Origin of the sequence: Erysipelothrix urinaevulpis (assembly GCF_009828835.1) — a bacterium.
Lineage (GTDB): Bacteria > Bacillota_I > Bacilli_A > Erysipelotrichales > Erysipelotrichaceae > Erysipelothrix > Erysipelothrix urinaevulpis.
In genome coordinates, this window is sequence record NZ_WTTB01000002.1 from 96,246 (window position 1) to 113,358 (window position 17,113).

Below are 17,113 nucleotides of genomic sequence, written 5' to 3' on the forward strand. Positions count from 1 at the left end.
CCGCGTATAAACGTCCTTATTGTGATGTTTATGCGCTTTTTTTATAGATAAAGGAGAGATAGAATGGAAAATTCAAGTATAAATATTAAAGAGAACGAAGCTTTGAATGTTCTCAATCACTCAACAGCACACTTGCTTGCTCATGCAGTAAGTCGCTTATACCCTGATGCTAAATTTTGGGTTGGACCTGTGATTGAAGATGGTTTTTATTATGATATTGATTTAGGTGACAAAGTTTTAAAAGAGGAAGACTTGGAAAAAATCGAGTCGATGATGCGTAAAATATCTAAAGAAAACAAACGAATTAGTCGTGAGGAATTAACAAAAGAAGAAGCCTTAGACATGTTTTCAGATGATCCCTATAAGTTGGATATCATCAACCGCTTAGCAGATGATGAGACAATATCTGCTTACCGTCAAGCAGAGTGGGTTGATTTATGTCGTGGACCTCATGTTGCATCAACAAAAGTCATGAAGAACTTCAAACTTACAAAAGTTTCAGGTGCATATTGGAAAGGTGATGCAAACAATAAAATGTTGCAACGCGTTTATGGAATATCCTTTGAAAACAAAGAAGATCTTCAAAATTATTTAGATTGGTTAGAAGCAGCGAAACAACGAGATCACAAAAAGTTAGGTCGTGAACTTGAATTATTTATGATGAGTGAATATGGTCCAGGAATGCCTTTCTGGATGCCTAACGGTATGAAATTACGTCATGCACTGGATACCTATTATCATGCTGCTCATATCCGCCGTGGGTATGAATTTATTGAAACGCCAACCATGTTAAGTAAAGAGTTATGGGAAGTTTCAGGTCATTGGGATAACTATCGTGAAAACATGTATATTTCAAAGGTTGATGATCGTGAATTTGCGATTAAACCGATGAACTGTCCAGGTGGAATGCTTGTTTACAAAAATGGGCTTCATTCATACCGTGATTTACCAATGCGTCTTGCTGAGATGGGACATGTACACCGTCATGAAGCCAGTGGTGCCTTAAACGGTTTATTCAGAGTTCGCTCGTTCACACAAGATGATGCTCACTTATTTATGCGTGAAGATCAATTACAAGATGAAATTGTAGAAATATTAGATTTTATTGACGAAGTTTACTCAGTTTTTGGCTTATCATACACCATCGAATTGTCAACTCGACCTGAAGAAAAATACATCGGCGATATTGATGTATGGGATCGATCAGAAGAAGCCTTGCGTCAAGGATGTATTGCTGCAGGGAAAGAATTTAAGATTAATGAAGGTGATGGCGCATTCTATGGTCCAAAACTTGACTTTAAAGTTAGAGACTCCTTAAATCGAATCTGGCAATGTGGTACTGTCCAATTAGATATGAACTTACCTGAACGTTTTGACTTAAACTATGTTGATGCAAAGGGTGAAAAACAACGTCCAATTATGCTTCATCGAGCAATCTTTGGATCAATTGAGCGATTCATTGGTATTTTGATTGAACACTTTGGAGGGGCATTCCCATTATGGCTTGCACCAAAACAAGTTGAAATCATTCCTGTGAATGCTGAATATCATTTAGATTATGCTCATGAAATCTTGAATGAATTGAAAGCGATGGGAATTCGGGCAAGTGTTGATGGTCGTAATGAAAAATTAGGCTATCGCTTACGTGAAGCCCAAAAGAATAAAACACCAATGCAAGTAATTATTGGTGATCAAGAACTTGAAAATCGTTCAATTAACTTACGACGTTATGGTGAACGTAAACAAGTTTCAAGTTCACTTGAAGATTTCAAAGACTTGTTGAATCAAGAAATAAAAGATAAAACGATTCACACCATTGAATAAATAATTTTAATAACAATTGACAAGTAAAAGACAACAACGAAAAGATTGTTGTCTTTTTAAATCATTAGAGGGTGATTTAATGTCAATGTGACTGTGATTTATTGATATATATTGTATAATTTAAAATGAAAGGATGATTTTATGAAAAAATTTAAACAAGGAATCATACTTGTACTCATGATTAGTTTATTGAGTGCTTGTTCAAAAATACCACAACAAAAGAAAGAAGAAAATATCTCTACCGATAATAATGCGGTTTTAGAACGTGATAAGGATGTTTTAACACCAAAAGAAATTGCTGATGCATTCAAAAAAGAGACCAATAACGCATATAAAATCAAAAGCATTGAGTTTATCAATGCCTCAAAAACATATAAAATTGATGGCTATGGTAAAAACGATGAAATAGAAATGAAACTGGATGGAAAAACAGGGGGCGTCATTGTTCAAAACTTGGATGACCTTGACAAAAACAATCATGAAATTACTGATAAGCATTTGGAATCCATTGATAAAATAGTTGATCTTTCTTTAGCGGATGCGAAAGGAAGCTATAAACTTAAAGACTGGGAACTAGAATACGATGTCAAACGATTTGAGTTGTCTGTTGAACTTGTTGATAACAATCAAAATGACATCGATTACACCTATGACATTGAAACAGAAAAATTAATTGAAAAAGATATCTAATAAATAAAAAAAGTTTAGGGTTCCCTTGTCGGAATCCTAAACTTTTTTATGATTTTAATAAGAAAACAAAGACTATCTTATCTTAAACTGACTCAGCTCTTAACTATCAGAATTAAAGGGATTAAAATAGATTCAAGAGGTGAGCTTATTGTGGAACATGAATTAGGATTAAAGTTTTATAGTTTTAGTGTTGCACTATGGGATATCTTATTAAGCAATGCCATGTTTTTATTATTTAATATATTTATTCCATTTGCATTTATTAGCTTGAAAACGAAGAATATTCTGGTACTAATCATCCTGATGATAATTTTTAGTTTAAATCTTATTCCTTCATTTATTGCTATGCAATATGCCTTAAATAAAAAAATAAATCAAGATCAGTCAATCATAAAGTTATTTCTTGTAGGTTATAAAAATAGTTATAGAAATTGTTTGAAGGCTAATTTATTTTTTGTGATTTCGTTTTACTTGTTTTACTTAGATTATTTGTATTTTTCAAGCAGAAATTTGCAATCTGTTGCTCTTTTATTTGTAATCTTAATGATTGTGGAAGCGTATTTTGTCATGGCTTTTTGCACGATTCAGTCAAAATTTAATTTCTCATTTAAAGATACAATTCAACTAAGTATTATGTATATCATGAAATTAACTAAACCAATGATGTTGAGTTTAGGTTTTTTATTAGGGTTTTTACTGTTAGTGAAGAATGGGGCTTGGATGACACTCTTTTTTATGTTTGCACTTGTTGCAAGGATAAACAATAAACAAAGTGAACAAGTGTGTGATGAAATTTATAGATTTCATACCAAGGAGGGTCTATTAGTCAATGAGTAGAAAAAAGGTGTTGGCGATTGGTGATTCTTTAGTCTATGGTTATGGGTTAAAAGAAGAGAATCGATGGGTTAATGGTGTTAGTTCGCAATTAGATCTAGATTTGGTGAATTTATCTGTGAGTGGGAGTACTGTTCAAGATGTCATAAAACAGTATGAACGTATCAAACACGATCAGTTTGACTTCGTCTTAATGGGGTTTGGAATGAACGATGTTGCTCAAATGATGGATAAGCGTGGGGCCTTAGATTTTAATGTCCTTGAAGAAAGGTCAAACAATTTATTGATGTTACTTGATAATTTAGATATTCCGATTCTTTATGTATCGGTTCACCACGTTGTTGAAAAAACGTATTATCAAAGACATCCTCAAAAAATGTATAAAAAAATCAGTATCAATGAAAGTTTAGGCTTATTCAATGACTGGATACGCAAACGATTAGAATTGAATGATATATGGGTTGTTGATTTATTCAATGATGATACATTTAAAAAAAGACGAGAGACCTTACTAAGGCTCGATGATGGGTTACACTACTCTAAAGAAGGTTCAACGTTTGTTGCAAATAAAGTATTAGAAAAATTGGAGGAACAGTTATGATTGGTGTTATTTCACGAAATGAATCAGATATCACAAAAGTCTTAAAAAGTAATCATGTACCGTTTGAAATACTAGATGTTGATTTTAATAGTCTTGCTCAGTATGAACAATTGATGATTTTAGGGGGAACTGATGATCAACCTTTAACATTTAATCTAAGACAGTATAGAATAATCGAAGATTTTATAAAAACGGGTAAAAAAGTATTCGTCGAATACGTTGCTTCATTTGGCGCTTTTTTAACAGATGGTACGAAGCGAACGAGTTTTGAGAGAATTGCATTTGTTGAACAAGGTTGTGATACTTTATCCCACTTTGATTTAGTTGATACACAACAAGCACTACGGACGATTCCCTTTGATGAAGTCGAACTGGAGGCAAAGGTTAAAGCAGTCTTTACCCAAGAACATGCTCACTCAAGATTAAAAAAAGACCAGCTTAAATATTGTATTAAGGATTATGCCTTATTTGAGCTGAATGACAATGTCTTGATTTCTACAGTCCAATTAGCGAATTATCATCAGGGAGCCTATGCACCAATCCAAAAGGCAAACGGATTGATTGATTATGTTTTTGAGTGGTTGAATATAGGGACAGCCATTCAGCATTTTGAACCGCTTGTTAAGTTTTTTAACGAATCCGATAAAAATAAAGTTATTGATCATATTCTTACATGGTTCAAAGAGAATGACTTATTGATTAATAAAGGTCGTGATGGTGTATATGAGGGATTTGGTTCAGAAATTTATCCAAATGGTGAGAGACGGTTTGCCGATGTTATTCGAGGAGATTGTAGTGGTGAAGTCTCTTTGTTTTATTGTCTGGCGGGACTATATTTTGATGATTCATCTTACATAGAAACAGCAGAAAATCTTGTGGATGCGTGTTTAAATGACTTCACCATCCATGATGGAAAATGTCAAGGTTTTGTTCGTTGGTCTTCTGTTGCACTGGAAAGCACATACGGAGATGATGTTGCTCGGATGATTATACCCATTCTATTAAAGAATCTTTTGTATCAAGAAAATTTAGATGAATTGAAAACACTCGAAATGATTTGTGATTTTCATGTTAAGACGACTGGTTATGATGGTCAACGTCAAGCAAGATTTGAGCTAAGTAAATTAAATGAAACTGACTTTAAAGACTTGCAAGAAAAAGAGTGTCAATGTCCAAGTGCTCATTATAATGCCTATCTTAGTGCTTCGTTTCTTTTGGCTTACCTTCTGTTTGATAAAGAATCGTATTATCACTTAGGTTTACAAGGCCTTGATTCTTTAATGAAAATTTATCCAAACACTCGTCGTGAACAATCTCAAACTCAAGAACTCGCTCGTTTATTGATGCCATTAAGTATTGCATATTTAGTCAGTCAAGATCAACTCTACCTAAATTATATGAATCAAGTCTATCAAGACTTATTGAAGTACAAACATGAATCAGGGTGTTTCTTAGAATGGGATGAAGGGTATAAAGCAGTGATGCGCCATACAAAAGGGGACGGTGAATGTTCTCTTTTAGCAGAAAATGGCGATAGTGTGGTGGACCTTCTTTACACTAATAATTGGCTGCCGATGGCTTTCTCACTTGCGTATATTGCGAGTGATGATGAACGATACTTCAATGAAGCAAAGAGTATTGTCCATTTTCTAGAATCAATTCAAATGAAATCAGATGATCAACGATTGAATGGTGTATGGTGTCGTGCATTTGATCCAGAAATATTTGAGTATTATGGATCACCTGCTGATAAAGGGTGGGGACCGTATAGTATTGAAACAGGTTGGACTGTTGCTGAGATTGGAGCAGGTATTTTGTTCTTAGAAAATATAGATGAGTTCAAGAAAAAATTATGGAGGGCTAAATGATGGTTGATGTAGCAATTATTGGTGGTGGTTTGGGTGGTGTTGCCGCAGCACTCGCTGCTTTAAGAAATGGCAAGAAAGTGTTTATGAGCGAAGAGTCATCTTGCTTAGGAGGCCAAGTTACAAGTCAAGGCGTCCCACCTGATGAGCATGATTATATCGAAAAATATGGACGAACAGCAAGTTATCAAACATATCGTGAAAACATTCGTGACTATTACAAACGATTCTATCCCTTAACACAAAATGCGCAAGCGGATCTTACCTTAAATCCAGGAAATGGCTGGGTAAGTGCGCTGTGTCATGAGCCAGTTGTAAGTATGAAAGTATTGCACTCAATGCTTAATCCATATATTTTAAGTGGTCAATTAGACTTAAGATTTAATACAAACTGTATTTGGGCTAAAATGAATGACAATACCATCGAATCGGTCGGATTTAAACAAGGTCATCAAGAATTTAGCATCAGTGCTCAATTCTACCTTGATGCAAGTGAGATTGGTGATCTTTTACCACTGAGTCAAACTGACTATGTCACAGGAAGTGAATCTAAAGCAAAGACAGGGGAATATCATGCTAGCGATCATGAAGATCCTCTTGATATGCAGGCAATTACTTGGTGCTTCGCAGTTTCTTTAGAAGATGAGGGAGATTATACCATCGAAAAACCTGAACTTTATGATTTTTTCAAACAGCACCGATCTGATTTTTGGACCGGGAGTCAACTGAGTTGGACGTATGTTGAACCACACACACTTAAGCCTGTAGAAGGTTCAATGACCAAGGAAAAAGGTAAAGTTGATTTATTTGGCTATCGAAAAATTCTTGATCGTCATAATTTTAAAGATGGATTTCTAAGTGGTGATGTTACACTTGTGAACTGGCCACAAAATGATTACTGGTTAGGCCCCATCTATGAGATCGATGACCAATTAGCAACAATGCATTACCATCAAGCCAAAGAGTTATCACGTTCGTTTTTATACTGGTTACAAACAGAAGCGGATGGTCATGGCTACCCAAATCTTAAACCACGGGGGGATGTGATGGGGACTGATGATGGTTTTGCAATGCGTCCATATATTCGAGAATCACGGCGAATTGTGGGAGAGTTTACCGTCTTAGAATCCCATATTGGAGCTGAAATGCGAACAGATACTAGAGCTGAATTATTCGAAGACAGTGTTGGTGTAGGTCATTATCATTTAGATTTACATCCAAGCACTGGTGGGCGAACTTATATTGATATGGAAAGTTATCCATTTCAGATACCTATGGGCGCCTTGATACCCCAAAAAACAAGCAATCTTTTAGCCGCTGGAAAAACAATATCAACAACCCATATAACTAACGGAACTTATCGTCTTCATCCTGTTGAATGGAATATTGGCGAGTCAGCAGCTTTAATGGCTACGTATTGTCTCGATCATGAGATATCAATCAATACGTTATATCACCATCACATCAAAGAATTTCAAGAGTTTATTGTTAAACAAGGCGTTCAAATTGAATGGCCTGAAGAAGTTTTAAAAATTAGAGAAAACTATTTTTCAAAGGAGAACTAAATGAAATTAGAAATTTTACCCTTACCCAAATTTTATGAGTTTGCTGATGGGGTTTATGGTTTAAATCATAAAAGTAAGCTCATTGTTGATCCAAAGATTGACCATAAACTTATCGATACACTCGAATTTTTTCAAAAACGATACAATGAAACAACACATTTAACCATGGATACATATCGTGGAAAGAAGGGGCGTTTTGGTGGTGTATCTTTGACAAAGGAGTATCATCTTGAAGGCTATAAACTGATTGTAGATGAAAATGGCGTTGAGATTAAAGCAGGGTCTAATGTAGCGTTTCATTATGGTCTCATGACCTTGCTGCAACTTATAAAATCATACGGTCTTACTTTACCCTTTATCACGATTTCTGATGATGCTTATTTTAAACATCGTGGTGTGTATCATGACGTAACACGCGGTAAAGTCCCCAAATTAGAAACGCTTTATGATTTAATTGATCTTTTATCAGAATATAAAATTAACGAATTGCAACTTTATATTGAACATACGTATTTATGGGAAGGATTAAGTGAAGTTTTTCGTGACAAAGATGCCTACAGTGCTCAAGATATTCTTAAGCTTGATGCCTATGCCCAGAAAAGACATATTGAACTGATACCATCCATTGCAACTTTTGGTCATATGTATGAAATTTTAGAAAGTCATTCCTTTCGTCACTTGTCAGAAAAAGAAATTAAGGATGAAATCCCCTTTTCCTTTGTGAATCGCATGGCTCATCACACACTGGATGTGACCCAGAAAGAAAGTCTTGAATTAGTTCGGAGCTTGATTGAACAATTTATTCCTTTGTTTTCTTCAAAAAAGTTTAACATCTGTGGTGATGAGACCTTTGATTTAGGACGTTATAAGAATCAAGACTTAGCAAAAAGGCAGGGTGTCGGTCGTCTTTATGTTGACTTCTTAAAGAAAATCATCGAAATTGTTCAAGAAAACGATCGAGAAGTCTTGTTTTGGGGTGATATAATTCTTAATCATCCTGAATATCTAAACGAAATACCCAAGAATGTTATCTGTCTTAATTGGGGATACATGGCAAAGCAAAGTGACGAAGCAACCAAGCTAATTTCCGCATCGTCGATCCCCCAATATGTTTGTCCTTCAACAACGGGCTGGAATCGGATGATTAATTGGTTTGATAATAGTTCTGAAAATATCAGAACAATGGTTAAACATGCCGTTAAATATGATGCCTATGGAATTTTGAATACTGATTGGGGTGATCATGGGCATGTCAATCTCTTGTCGTCCTCATTGCCGATGTTGGTGTATGGAGCGGCTCTATCTTGGAATCCTCAATCCATGCGTGATGATACTCATGATGATCAGTTGATTTCAAAGTCGCTTTATGGTCCAAATAATTCAGGGCTGGTTGATTTATTGCGAAGAATTTCTAGAGAGCAAAATGCGAATTGGTCTTTTATTAATTTTCATTTAGAGAAAGACTATGCAAACAAAGAAGTTATTGATCCTTATAAAGAAATTATGAAACAGCTTGACAGCAAAAAAATATACCAGTCGAAAGAAAAACTAGAGATTTTACAAAATGAATTGTTAACATATTCAATGACACTAGGAACGAAGCACAGCCAAGATTTTAACGAATTTTTAGTGATGATTGATTTGATGTCGTTAACCCAAGAAGCATTTCTTTATTTAATGAAATATGAAATGTGTGTTGAAAACATTGAATTAACGCGTCCTGCCCTAGAAATTGCAGTGGATCTAGAATACACATGTCTTGATTATCAACGTGTTTGGAGGGAAAGAAACAGAGAAAGCGAACTAAGACGAGTTCTTGATACATTTTACAAGCTTGCTGATCGTCTTCGTTCATTTGCCTAAAATAAGAGCCAAGCGCTCTTTTTTTAATCTATAGGAACGCCATCTTAATTTTGTCCTTGTTATATGAAGTTTCCCATATTGAACTTGTCTTAATGTAAGCGTATTCTATAGTTAGAAGTCAAGAGTAACTTGTTTTTCACAGTTATTGGATAGGAGAATGTTTATGTCAAAACGACGAAAAAAGAGGCCAATGTCAACGGGGACCAAAATATTTACTGTATTAAATTATACTTTTTTTACTCTGTTGGGGATCACAACGCTCTTCCCATTTGTCAATCTATTGGCTAAATCTCTTTCAAGTGAAAGTGCATTGATTTCAGGAAAGGTTCATTTGTTTCCTGTAGAATTTCAAACAGGGACATACCAGTTTGTTTTAGGTAATCCGCAATTTATTAATGCGTTTAAGGTTTCTTTGTTTATCACGATTGTGGGGACGTTATTTGGATTGATCATGACAATTCTTATTTCATACCCACTATCAAAACAACGCTTAAGAGGTCGTGGAGGATTTCTATTGTATTTTGTCTTTGCCATGATCTTTAATGGGGGACTAATACCTACTTATTTGGTAATGCAGAAACTTGGATTAATTAACAATATATGGGTTTTGATCTTGCCTACGTTGGTCAATGTCTATAATATGTTAATCATGAAGAATTACTTTGAATCATTGCCAGACAGCATTGAAGAATCGGCTAAGGTTGATGGTGCATCAAACTTTAGAATCCTTTTTCAAATTATGTTACCCTTAGCCAAACCTGTTCTAGCGACCATTGCCTTGTTCTTTGCGGTTGCTCATTGGAATAGTTATTACAATGCGATGATCTACATAACTAAAGTTGATATGAAACCCTTACAGCTTTACCTAAAAGAATTGGTAAGTTCTACAAAGAATACCTTAGATCAAGCAGGATATGAACCTGATATCGATGGGATGTATAATTCATCACCAGAGGCAGTGCAAGCAGCATCGATTATTGCTGCGACAGTCCCAATATTAATTGTTTATCCCTTTTTACAAAAATACTTTGTAAAAGGGGTGCTTGTCGGATCTGTTAAAGGATAAAAGGAGGAAGTATGAAGAAAATTAGTAAATTTACAGGGGTTGTGATGTTGAGTCTAATGTTATTACTTGTTAGTGCTTGTCAAAAGAAAGAAGCAGTTGACAATGGTGACAAACCTGAATTAAGACAGCTTGGATTCCAGAGAAATTTTGATCCAAACGAAGACCCAGTTTCAAAAATGTTGGAAGAAGAAACGGGATATAAAGTTCAATATGAAATTTTACCGATGGAAAATTATGATGATAAATTAAATCTTATGATGGGGAACAAAGAAGAAATTGATATCGTTAAGATGTCAGCGCCACAATATCATAAGTTAGCTGCAGAGGGTGCTCTAGAACCACTTGGCGATCTGTTGAAAGAGTACGGGACGACATTGATGGATGTGAATGATGAAGAAAGTTGGGAAGCATCTAAAATTGATGGAGAAATTTATGGGATACCAGAACGTGCACCCCGACCATTTGTTGGTGATGCATTAGGAATACGTAAAGATATTCTCGATGAAGTTGGGAAAGAAGTTCCTAAAACACTCGATGAATTTTATGAATTACTGATTGCAATTCGTGATAAAACTGACTATATTCCAATGACTGGATTTCAGCCAATTGTCCAGCAGATCTCAGGAGCTTTTGGATTTAACGCTCAATGGGCAGATGTTAAAGGTGATATTGTGCCACGAATTGAACGTGAAGGAATGAAAGAATACATCGAGTTTATGCAAAAATTGTATGCAGAAGGACTCATTGATTCTGAATGGCCTGTGAATGATTATGAAAGTGCACGTGATAAATTTGCCAGTGGAAAAGCAGCGATTATGTCATCCTATGGATGGGGTGCATCAGGTATCTTAGTGCCAACGATTAAAGATGAATTCGATACAGAAATCGAATTAATTATGGGCATCACAGGACCCAATGGAGATCGTGGAGCGTGGGTTGAAGCGACGGGTGTTTCTTGGTATATCGGTATCCCTAAAGCATCTAAACATAAAGAACATGCAATGCAATATCTGAATATGAAAGTTCAACCGGAACTCTTTAAAAAGATGACCATTGGTGAAGAGGGGGTTCACTGGGAAAAAGAAGGTGACCGTATGGTTCCGATTTTACCAATCTTTAATGATGAACGCGGAAACTCTGATTGGTTTATGACATCAACAGACCAAAAAGTTTATGGTGATTACTGGATTTTAAGAACACGTAAAGACGAAAATATGGGAAACACATTTGAAAAAATGTTAGAACAAGTCGACTATGGTGAAACAGAAGCCATTCGCTTTGCTCCGCCTTTAGAAAGCAATGCTAAATACGGACAACGTCTCAATGAGATGGAATCGAATTATATTATTAATGCCATTGCTGATCCCAAATCTGCTGAAAACTATGAAGATTTCCTAACTAAATGGCGAAGTGAGGGTGGCGAACAAACAACAAACGATTTTAATGATTGGTATAAGACATACACAAAACAATAAAACAAGCAGGCAAAACGCCTGCTTTACAATCAATAAGGAGATGATAGGATGGAAGCAATACGTGACATTAAAATAAAAAAAGGAAAGTTTGCTCAGTTAAAAACGGATGTGATGAAAGATTGGGAACTTTACGTCATGTTAGTTCCAGGGATTTTATTCTTATTTATCTTTAATTATCTACCCATTAGTGGTATTGTTATTGCTTTTCAAGATTTTAATATCTTTAAAGGGATTTTAGGAAGTGAATGGGTGGGATTTAATAATTTTATTAGATTGTTTTCTTCAGCTGACTTTGCCTTAATTTTTAAGAATACAATCATAATTTCAATTCTCAAAATTCTGATTCTCTTTCCTCTTCCTATAATCCTTGCTATTTTGCTCAATGAAATTAAAAATCTACGATTCAAAAAGACGGTTCAGACAGTGGTGTACCTTCCTCATTTTATTTCATGGGTTATTGTGAGTGGCTTATTCATTAATTTACTATCAGTTCATGGTGGTTTTGTTAATGAACTGATTAAATCTTTTGGTGGAACTCCAATTCCGTTTTTCCTTTCAAAGCAACATTTCCGTGGCGTTTTAATTTTCACTGAAGGATGGAAAGAAGTTGGTTGGGGAACCATTGTCTATCTTGCAGCAATTACAGGCATTGATCAAGAACAGTTTGAAGTTGCTCGAATTGATGGTGCCAACAAACTACAAGAAATTATTCACATTACGATTCCAAGTATTGCTCCCACGATTATTCTTATGTTCATTTTACGTTTGGGTGGACTGTTAGAAGCGGGAACAGAACAGATATTGGTCATGTACAATCCTGTTGTGTATGAAGTTGCGGATGTGATTGGAACCTATGTCGTGCGTGTCGGACTGGGCACTTCAGATTATAGTTTCGCAACAGCTGTTGGTTTGTTTAATTCAGTCATCAGTTTTGTTTTAGTCATTGCGGGTAATAAACTTGCAAAACGCTGGTTTGATTCAAGTATTTGGTAGAAAAGAGAGCGATCTCTTTTTTAACTTGTAAGCGATATCATGTATAATGAAAGGGGTGATACTATGTTAAAGGTAATCGTCATTGATGATGAGAGTATAACACGAGAAGGGTTAGTGAATTTTGTTGATTGGGAAAAGTATGGGTTCAGAGTGTTTGGTGAAGCAAACGATGGACTACAAGGTTTAGAACTTGCTGAAAGAATTCAACCAGATCTCGCAATATGTGACATTAAAATGCCCCACATGAATGGCATTGAGATGGCAAGTAAAATGAAAGAAATTGCCCCTAATTGTAAACTTGTTTTTTTAAGTGGTTATAGCGATAAAGAATACTTAAAATCTGCTATTAAACTAAATGTTGTCGACTATTTAGAAAAACCAATTAATATGAAAGAGATGGAAGATCTTCTACGTCGTGTTCGAAACCATTACGATGAAGAGTCAAATCGTGTCAATCGAAACATTAAACTCAAAGCAAAAATGGATAAAAGTCATCAGTATTTATTAAATTCAATCATTGAGCGAATCTTAAATGGTCAAGATTACGAACAATCTACACTGGAAATTTTGATGGGCCACATGGGACTTCAATTTCCACTCCATGGAATTTATAAAGTGGTTGTTATTAAAGCACCCAACATTCACATTGAGTCATTAACGTCGCTTCTCAAGAAAAAGAAAACTGAAGAAGGCTTAACAATGTTAATTGCAGATAAAAATGAGATGTTGATTAGTGTTCATGCTTATGAGATAAAAATGCAAACACTAAGTGGTTTTTATCAAGATATTTTTAATATGCCTGAATTTAAAGATAGTCTTGAAGCTGGATTAGGAAAAAAAGTCTTGGCATTTGAAGATCTTAAAGAATCTTATCAAGATGCTTTAGATGCTATTACTTGGCAAGGGTATAAGAACAAAAACACGTTGATTTATTCAGATGGTTTCGATAATAACATTAGTGTTGTTAGAGAAGCAGAGCGATACATTAGTAAAAACTTCGATCAAAATCTAAGCATTCAGGATATTGCGGACGAGGTCTATTTGACGCCACAGTACTTATGCAAAGTATTTAAAACGGCAACAGGCACAACAATTAATGCTCATATTACAGAAATGAGAATGGAAAGGGCTTGCGACTTATTACTTGACAGAAATTTAAAACTATATGAAGTGGCAGCGCAAGTTGGGTATCGGGATGCGAACTATTTTGCCAGAGTTTTTAAACGATTCTATGGTTATAACCCTTCAGAATATCGTGAAAATCATAAGGTATAACGATGATTAAATTTTTAAAAACTAAAAACAAACAAATTAAACTTCGAGAACGGTTATTTTTGTCTTTAACATTGATAACTGTTTTTTCAGTGTTACTGATTTCGATTCTTTTTTATATTCGCTCATCAGCTATTTTGACACATAATACCAAAAGAATGACAGAACAAACGATGATGCAAACTAGTGATTATATTTCATTTCGTCTCACAACATCAAAAGATATTTCCAGTACGGCATATTTAGATGCGGAACTCAAAACCATGATTAATGCCTTTAAAAATGAAACGAATCAACAAGCAAAATTTGATCGGTATCGCCGTTTAACAGATATGGTGACAAATTTAGGTGTGGGTCGAGATGTTCATCATATTAGTCTATATGTTGATGATCCATCCATTGAAACATTAAGTCGTTCAACCATTAAAGCTGAAGCGTTAATAAAAAACGAATCATGGTATCAAGATGTTATTGATGAAAAAGGCGGGATTGTTTGGCTTCCAGAAGAAAAACAACAACCTTTTTATCCATACAAAAAAAGAAATGTGATCTCGATTGTTAGAACAATCCCTAATCAAAATGTCAATGATCCACATATTGCTGTACTTGTGGTCGATATTGCCATAACGACATTCAATGATATCATCAATCAAACACCCATCACAAAAGATGGAACTGTCTACTTAGTTGATCAAGATGGTTATGTCGTCACATCAACTGAACAAGAAGCAATTGCAACAAATTTAAACTTAGATGAATACATCAATATCGATCATAATTCTTATATCAAAGGAAATAGTGAACGTCATATTAACAATCAAAAATCCATTGTTTTTCATCAAAGAATAACGGACATGGATTGGCGTTTAATATCAATTGTTCCTCACAAAGAAATTAATGAAAGTGCAACGGATGTCCTACGCTTTATGGCAGGTGTTTTAGCCATTGTGTTGCTTATGATTTCTTATATTTCACATCGATTATCAAAAAATATAACCTATCGATTAGAAGATTTATCAAGTAAAATGGATATGGTAAAAGAAGGAGAATGGGATTTAAGCTTTGATAATATATATCAAGACGAGATCGGTGAACTTCAAGATAATTTTCTCTATATGACCTTACAAATTAATCAATTGATGGAAGATAAATACCAAGCAGCAATTAATCTACGTAAAGCGGAGCTTAGAACTTTACAAGCACAAATTAATCCTCATTTCCTCTACAATATACTGGACCTCATTAATTGGTTAGCAATCAAACATGGCGCGAGTGATATACAAGAGATTGTTGAAAAATTGGCTAAATTTTTCAGGCTCTCACTTAGCTCGGGGAAAGAGTTTGTTAAAATAAAAGATGAAATCGAGCATATAAAGTTGTATACAGAAATACAAAATAAACGATTCGACGATAACATTGCACTCATTTTAGATGTTGAAGAAGAAATATTAGATTATTATACAATTAATTTGATTTTACAGCCCTTGATTGAAAACTCAATCTTGCATGGTATTAATGAAAAAACAGACAAAAAAGGGACCATTAAGATTACAGCATATCAGGATATCGAATCCATTGTAATTGAAATAGAAGATGATGGGATAGGGATGAGTGAAGCAAAACTCAACTCGATTTTGAATAAAGAGAAGGTTGATGGATTTGGAGTTCACAATGTTAATGAACGCTTAACAATCCGTTTTGGTGAGACCTACGGTTTATTCTACGATTCAATTCATAGTGGTGGTACACGCGTAACCATGCGTATTCCCATCATTTCGACCCTTGATGAATTAGACTAGATATTAATTTTCAAAGAAGTGAAACATTATTTCACAAAGTGTTCACATTGCTATTTTGTTAAGAATTGGTTAAAATAGAATTACAAGGCAGACTTGTGATGGAGGAAGAAAAATGAAAAAGAAATTATCGCTTTTATTAGTTGTATTACTTGCATTTTCTTTGGTAGCATGTTCAGCCAACGAAAAAGGTGAAGAAGATAATAAACATGAAATTATCTTAATTACCGACGTTGGAACAATTGACGATGGTTCATTTAACCAAGGGTCATATGAAGGTGTTAAAAAATATGGGGATGAACACAAGGTCTCATATAATTATTATCGTCCTGCAGACAAAGACGATGAAGCGTATTATGAAGAAATTACGCGTGCTATAAACGAAGGTGGTGCTAAAGTAATTGTTACACCAGGTTTCTTGTTTGAGAAAGCAGTCCATAGAGCACAGAAGGATTACCCAGATGTTAAGTTTATCTTTATTGATGGAGCACCACGAGCAGGTCAAGGTGAACCAGACGATATTGCGGAAAATACTTATGCCTTAATTTATGAAGAACAACAAGCAGGTTTTTTAGCTGGGTATGCAGCAGTTAAAGAAGGTTTCACAAAGCTTGGTTTTATTGGTGGTATGAAAGTTCCTGCCGTTGAAAAATTTGGAATTGGTTATGTCGCAGGTGCGGATCATGCAGCAAAAGAAATGAATGTTGATGTTGAAATACGTTATAATTATGCAGATACGTTTGAACCTTCAGAAGCAGTTTCTTCATTAGCGGCAGGTTGGTACGCTGATGGTACTGAGGTTATATTCGCTTCAGCAGGAGGTGCTGGTTATTCAGTGTTCAGTGCTGCAGAACAAAGTGATAAATTTACAATTGGTGTTGACACAGATCAATACGATAAATCGACATCTATTATCACATCCGCTAAAAAAGAACTTGAACTATCTGTATATGAGGCGTTAACCGCTCTATATGATGATAAATTTCCAGGTGGAACACAAAAATCTTACGGAATTCAAGATGATGGAATCGGAATTTCAGATAAATTTGATCGTTTTAAAACATTTACAAAAGAAGAATATGATCAAATCTATAAGAAACTTCAAGATGATGTTGATGGATTAAACAGTAGTATCCCTAAAACTCACAAACCTGACTTTAGTGATCATACATTTGATAAAGTAAAAGTTATCGTTGTCTAAACCCATTGATATAAGTGTTTGAAGCCCTCTTTATTGAGGGCTTTTTTTAAGAAAGGTATAAGGGAGTG

General features: G+C 34.9%; 13 protein-coding genes and 1 other annotated feature (1 of these 14 running past the window's edge). All 13 genes read left to right on the forward strand.

The genetic code is table 11. From position 1 onward, the window contains the following. Positions 1 to 21: a binding site (T-box leader), on the forward strand; it begins 175 nt to the left of the window's first position. Between the two features lie 42 nt (positions 22 to 63). The 13 genes from thrS to GVV10_RS02555 all read left to right on the forward strand — a co-directional run bounded on the left by thrS (position 64) and on the right by GVV10_RS02555 (position 17,045). Beyond that, the gene (thrS, locus tag GVV10_RS02495; RefSeq protein ID WP_159519266.1) at positions 64 to 1,824 is read left to right on the forward strand and encodes a threonine--tRNA ligase; all 1,761 of its coding nucleotides are present in this window, start codon (positions 64 to 66) and stop codon (positions 1,822 to 1,824) included. 141 nt (positions 1,825 to 1,965) lie between these two features. Continuing rightward, positions 1,966 to 2,514, forward strand: a complete 549-nt coding sequence (locus GVV10_RS02500) for a hypothetical protein (RefSeq protein ID WP_159519268.1) — start codon at positions 1,966 to 1,968, stop codon at positions 2,512 to 2,514. A 48-nt stretch (positions 2,515 to 2,562) separates the two neighbouring features. After that, positions 2,563 to 3,351 (forward strand): DUF624 domain-containing protein, encoded by a 789-nt coding sequence (locus tag GVV10_RS02505; protein ID WP_201289969.1) that lies wholly within the window; start codon positions 2,563 to 2,565, stop codon positions 3,349 to 3,351. Then, positions 3,344 to 3,949 (forward strand): SGNH/GDSL hydrolase family protein, encoded by a 606-nt coding sequence (locus tag GVV10_RS02510; RefSeq protein WP_159519272.1) that lies wholly within the window; start codon positions 3,344 to 3,346, stop codon positions 3,947 to 3,949. Before GVV10_RS02505 ends, GVV10_RS02510 begins: the two co-directional genes overlap by 8 nt. After that, the gene (locus GVV10_RS02515; RefSeq protein ID WP_159519274.1) at positions 3,946 to 5,817 is read left to right on the forward strand and encodes a hypothetical protein; all 1,872 of its coding nucleotides are present in this window, start codon (positions 3,946 to 3,948) and stop codon (positions 5,815 to 5,817) included. Before GVV10_RS02510 ends, GVV10_RS02515 begins: the two co-directional genes overlap by 4 nt. Next, positions 5,814 to 7,379 (forward strand): FAD-dependent oxidoreductase, encoded by a 1,566-nt coding sequence (locus GVV10_RS02520; protein ID WP_159519276.1) that lies wholly within the window; start codon positions 5,814 to 5,816, stop codon positions 7,377 to 7,379. The genes GVV10_RS02515 and GVV10_RS02520 overlap by 4 nt, the downstream gene beginning before the upstream one ends. Further along, on the forward strand, positions 7,380 to 9,242 hold the full coding sequence (locus GVV10_RS02525; protein ID WP_159519278.1) for a beta-N-acetylhexosaminidase: 1,863 nt from the start codon (positions 7,380 to 7,382) through the stop codon (positions 9,240 to 9,242). A 163-nt stretch (positions 9,243 to 9,405) separates the two neighbouring features. Beyond that, on the forward strand, positions 9,406 to 10,308 hold the full coding sequence (locus tag GVV10_RS02530; RefSeq protein ID WP_201289970.1) for a carbohydrate ABC transporter permease: 903 nt from the start codon (positions 9,406 to 9,408) through the stop codon (positions 10,306 to 10,308). Between the two features lie 11 nt (positions 10,309 to 10,319). Beyond that, positions 10,320 to 11,783: an extracellular solute-binding protein gene (locus GVV10_RS02535; protein WP_159519282.1), complete on the forward strand. Its 1,464-nt coding sequence runs from the start codon at positions 10,320 to 10,322 to the stop codon at positions 11,781 to 11,783. Between the two features lie 48 nt (positions 11,784 to 11,831). Then, positions 11,832 to 12,776, forward strand: a complete 945-nt coding sequence (locus GVV10_RS02540) for an ABC transporter permease (protein ID WP_159519284.1) — start codon at positions 11,832 to 11,834, stop codon at positions 12,774 to 12,776. Between the two features lie 63 nt (positions 12,777 to 12,839). Beyond that, positions 12,840 to 14,051, forward strand: a complete 1,212-nt coding sequence (locus GVV10_RS02545; protein WP_159519286.1) for a response regulator transcription factor — start codon at positions 12,840 to 12,842, stop codon at positions 14,049 to 14,051. A gap of 2 nt (positions 14,052 to 14,053) precedes the next feature. Next, positions 14,054 to 15,847 carry a sensor histidine kinase gene (locus tag GVV10_RS02550; protein WP_159519288.1) on the forward strand — a complete coding sequence of 598 codons (1,794 nt, stop codon included), beginning with the start codon at positions 14,054 to 14,056 and terminating at the stop codon, positions 15,845 to 15,847. A gap of 112 nt (positions 15,848 to 15,959) precedes the next feature. Continuing rightward, positions 15,960 to 17,045 carry a BMP family lipoprotein gene (locus GVV10_RS02555; protein ID WP_159519290.1) on the forward strand — a complete coding sequence of 362 codons (1,086 nt, stop codon included), beginning with the start codon at positions 15,960 to 15,962 and terminating at the stop codon, positions 17,043 to 17,045. Positions 17,046 to 17,113 lie beyond the last annotated feature (68 nt).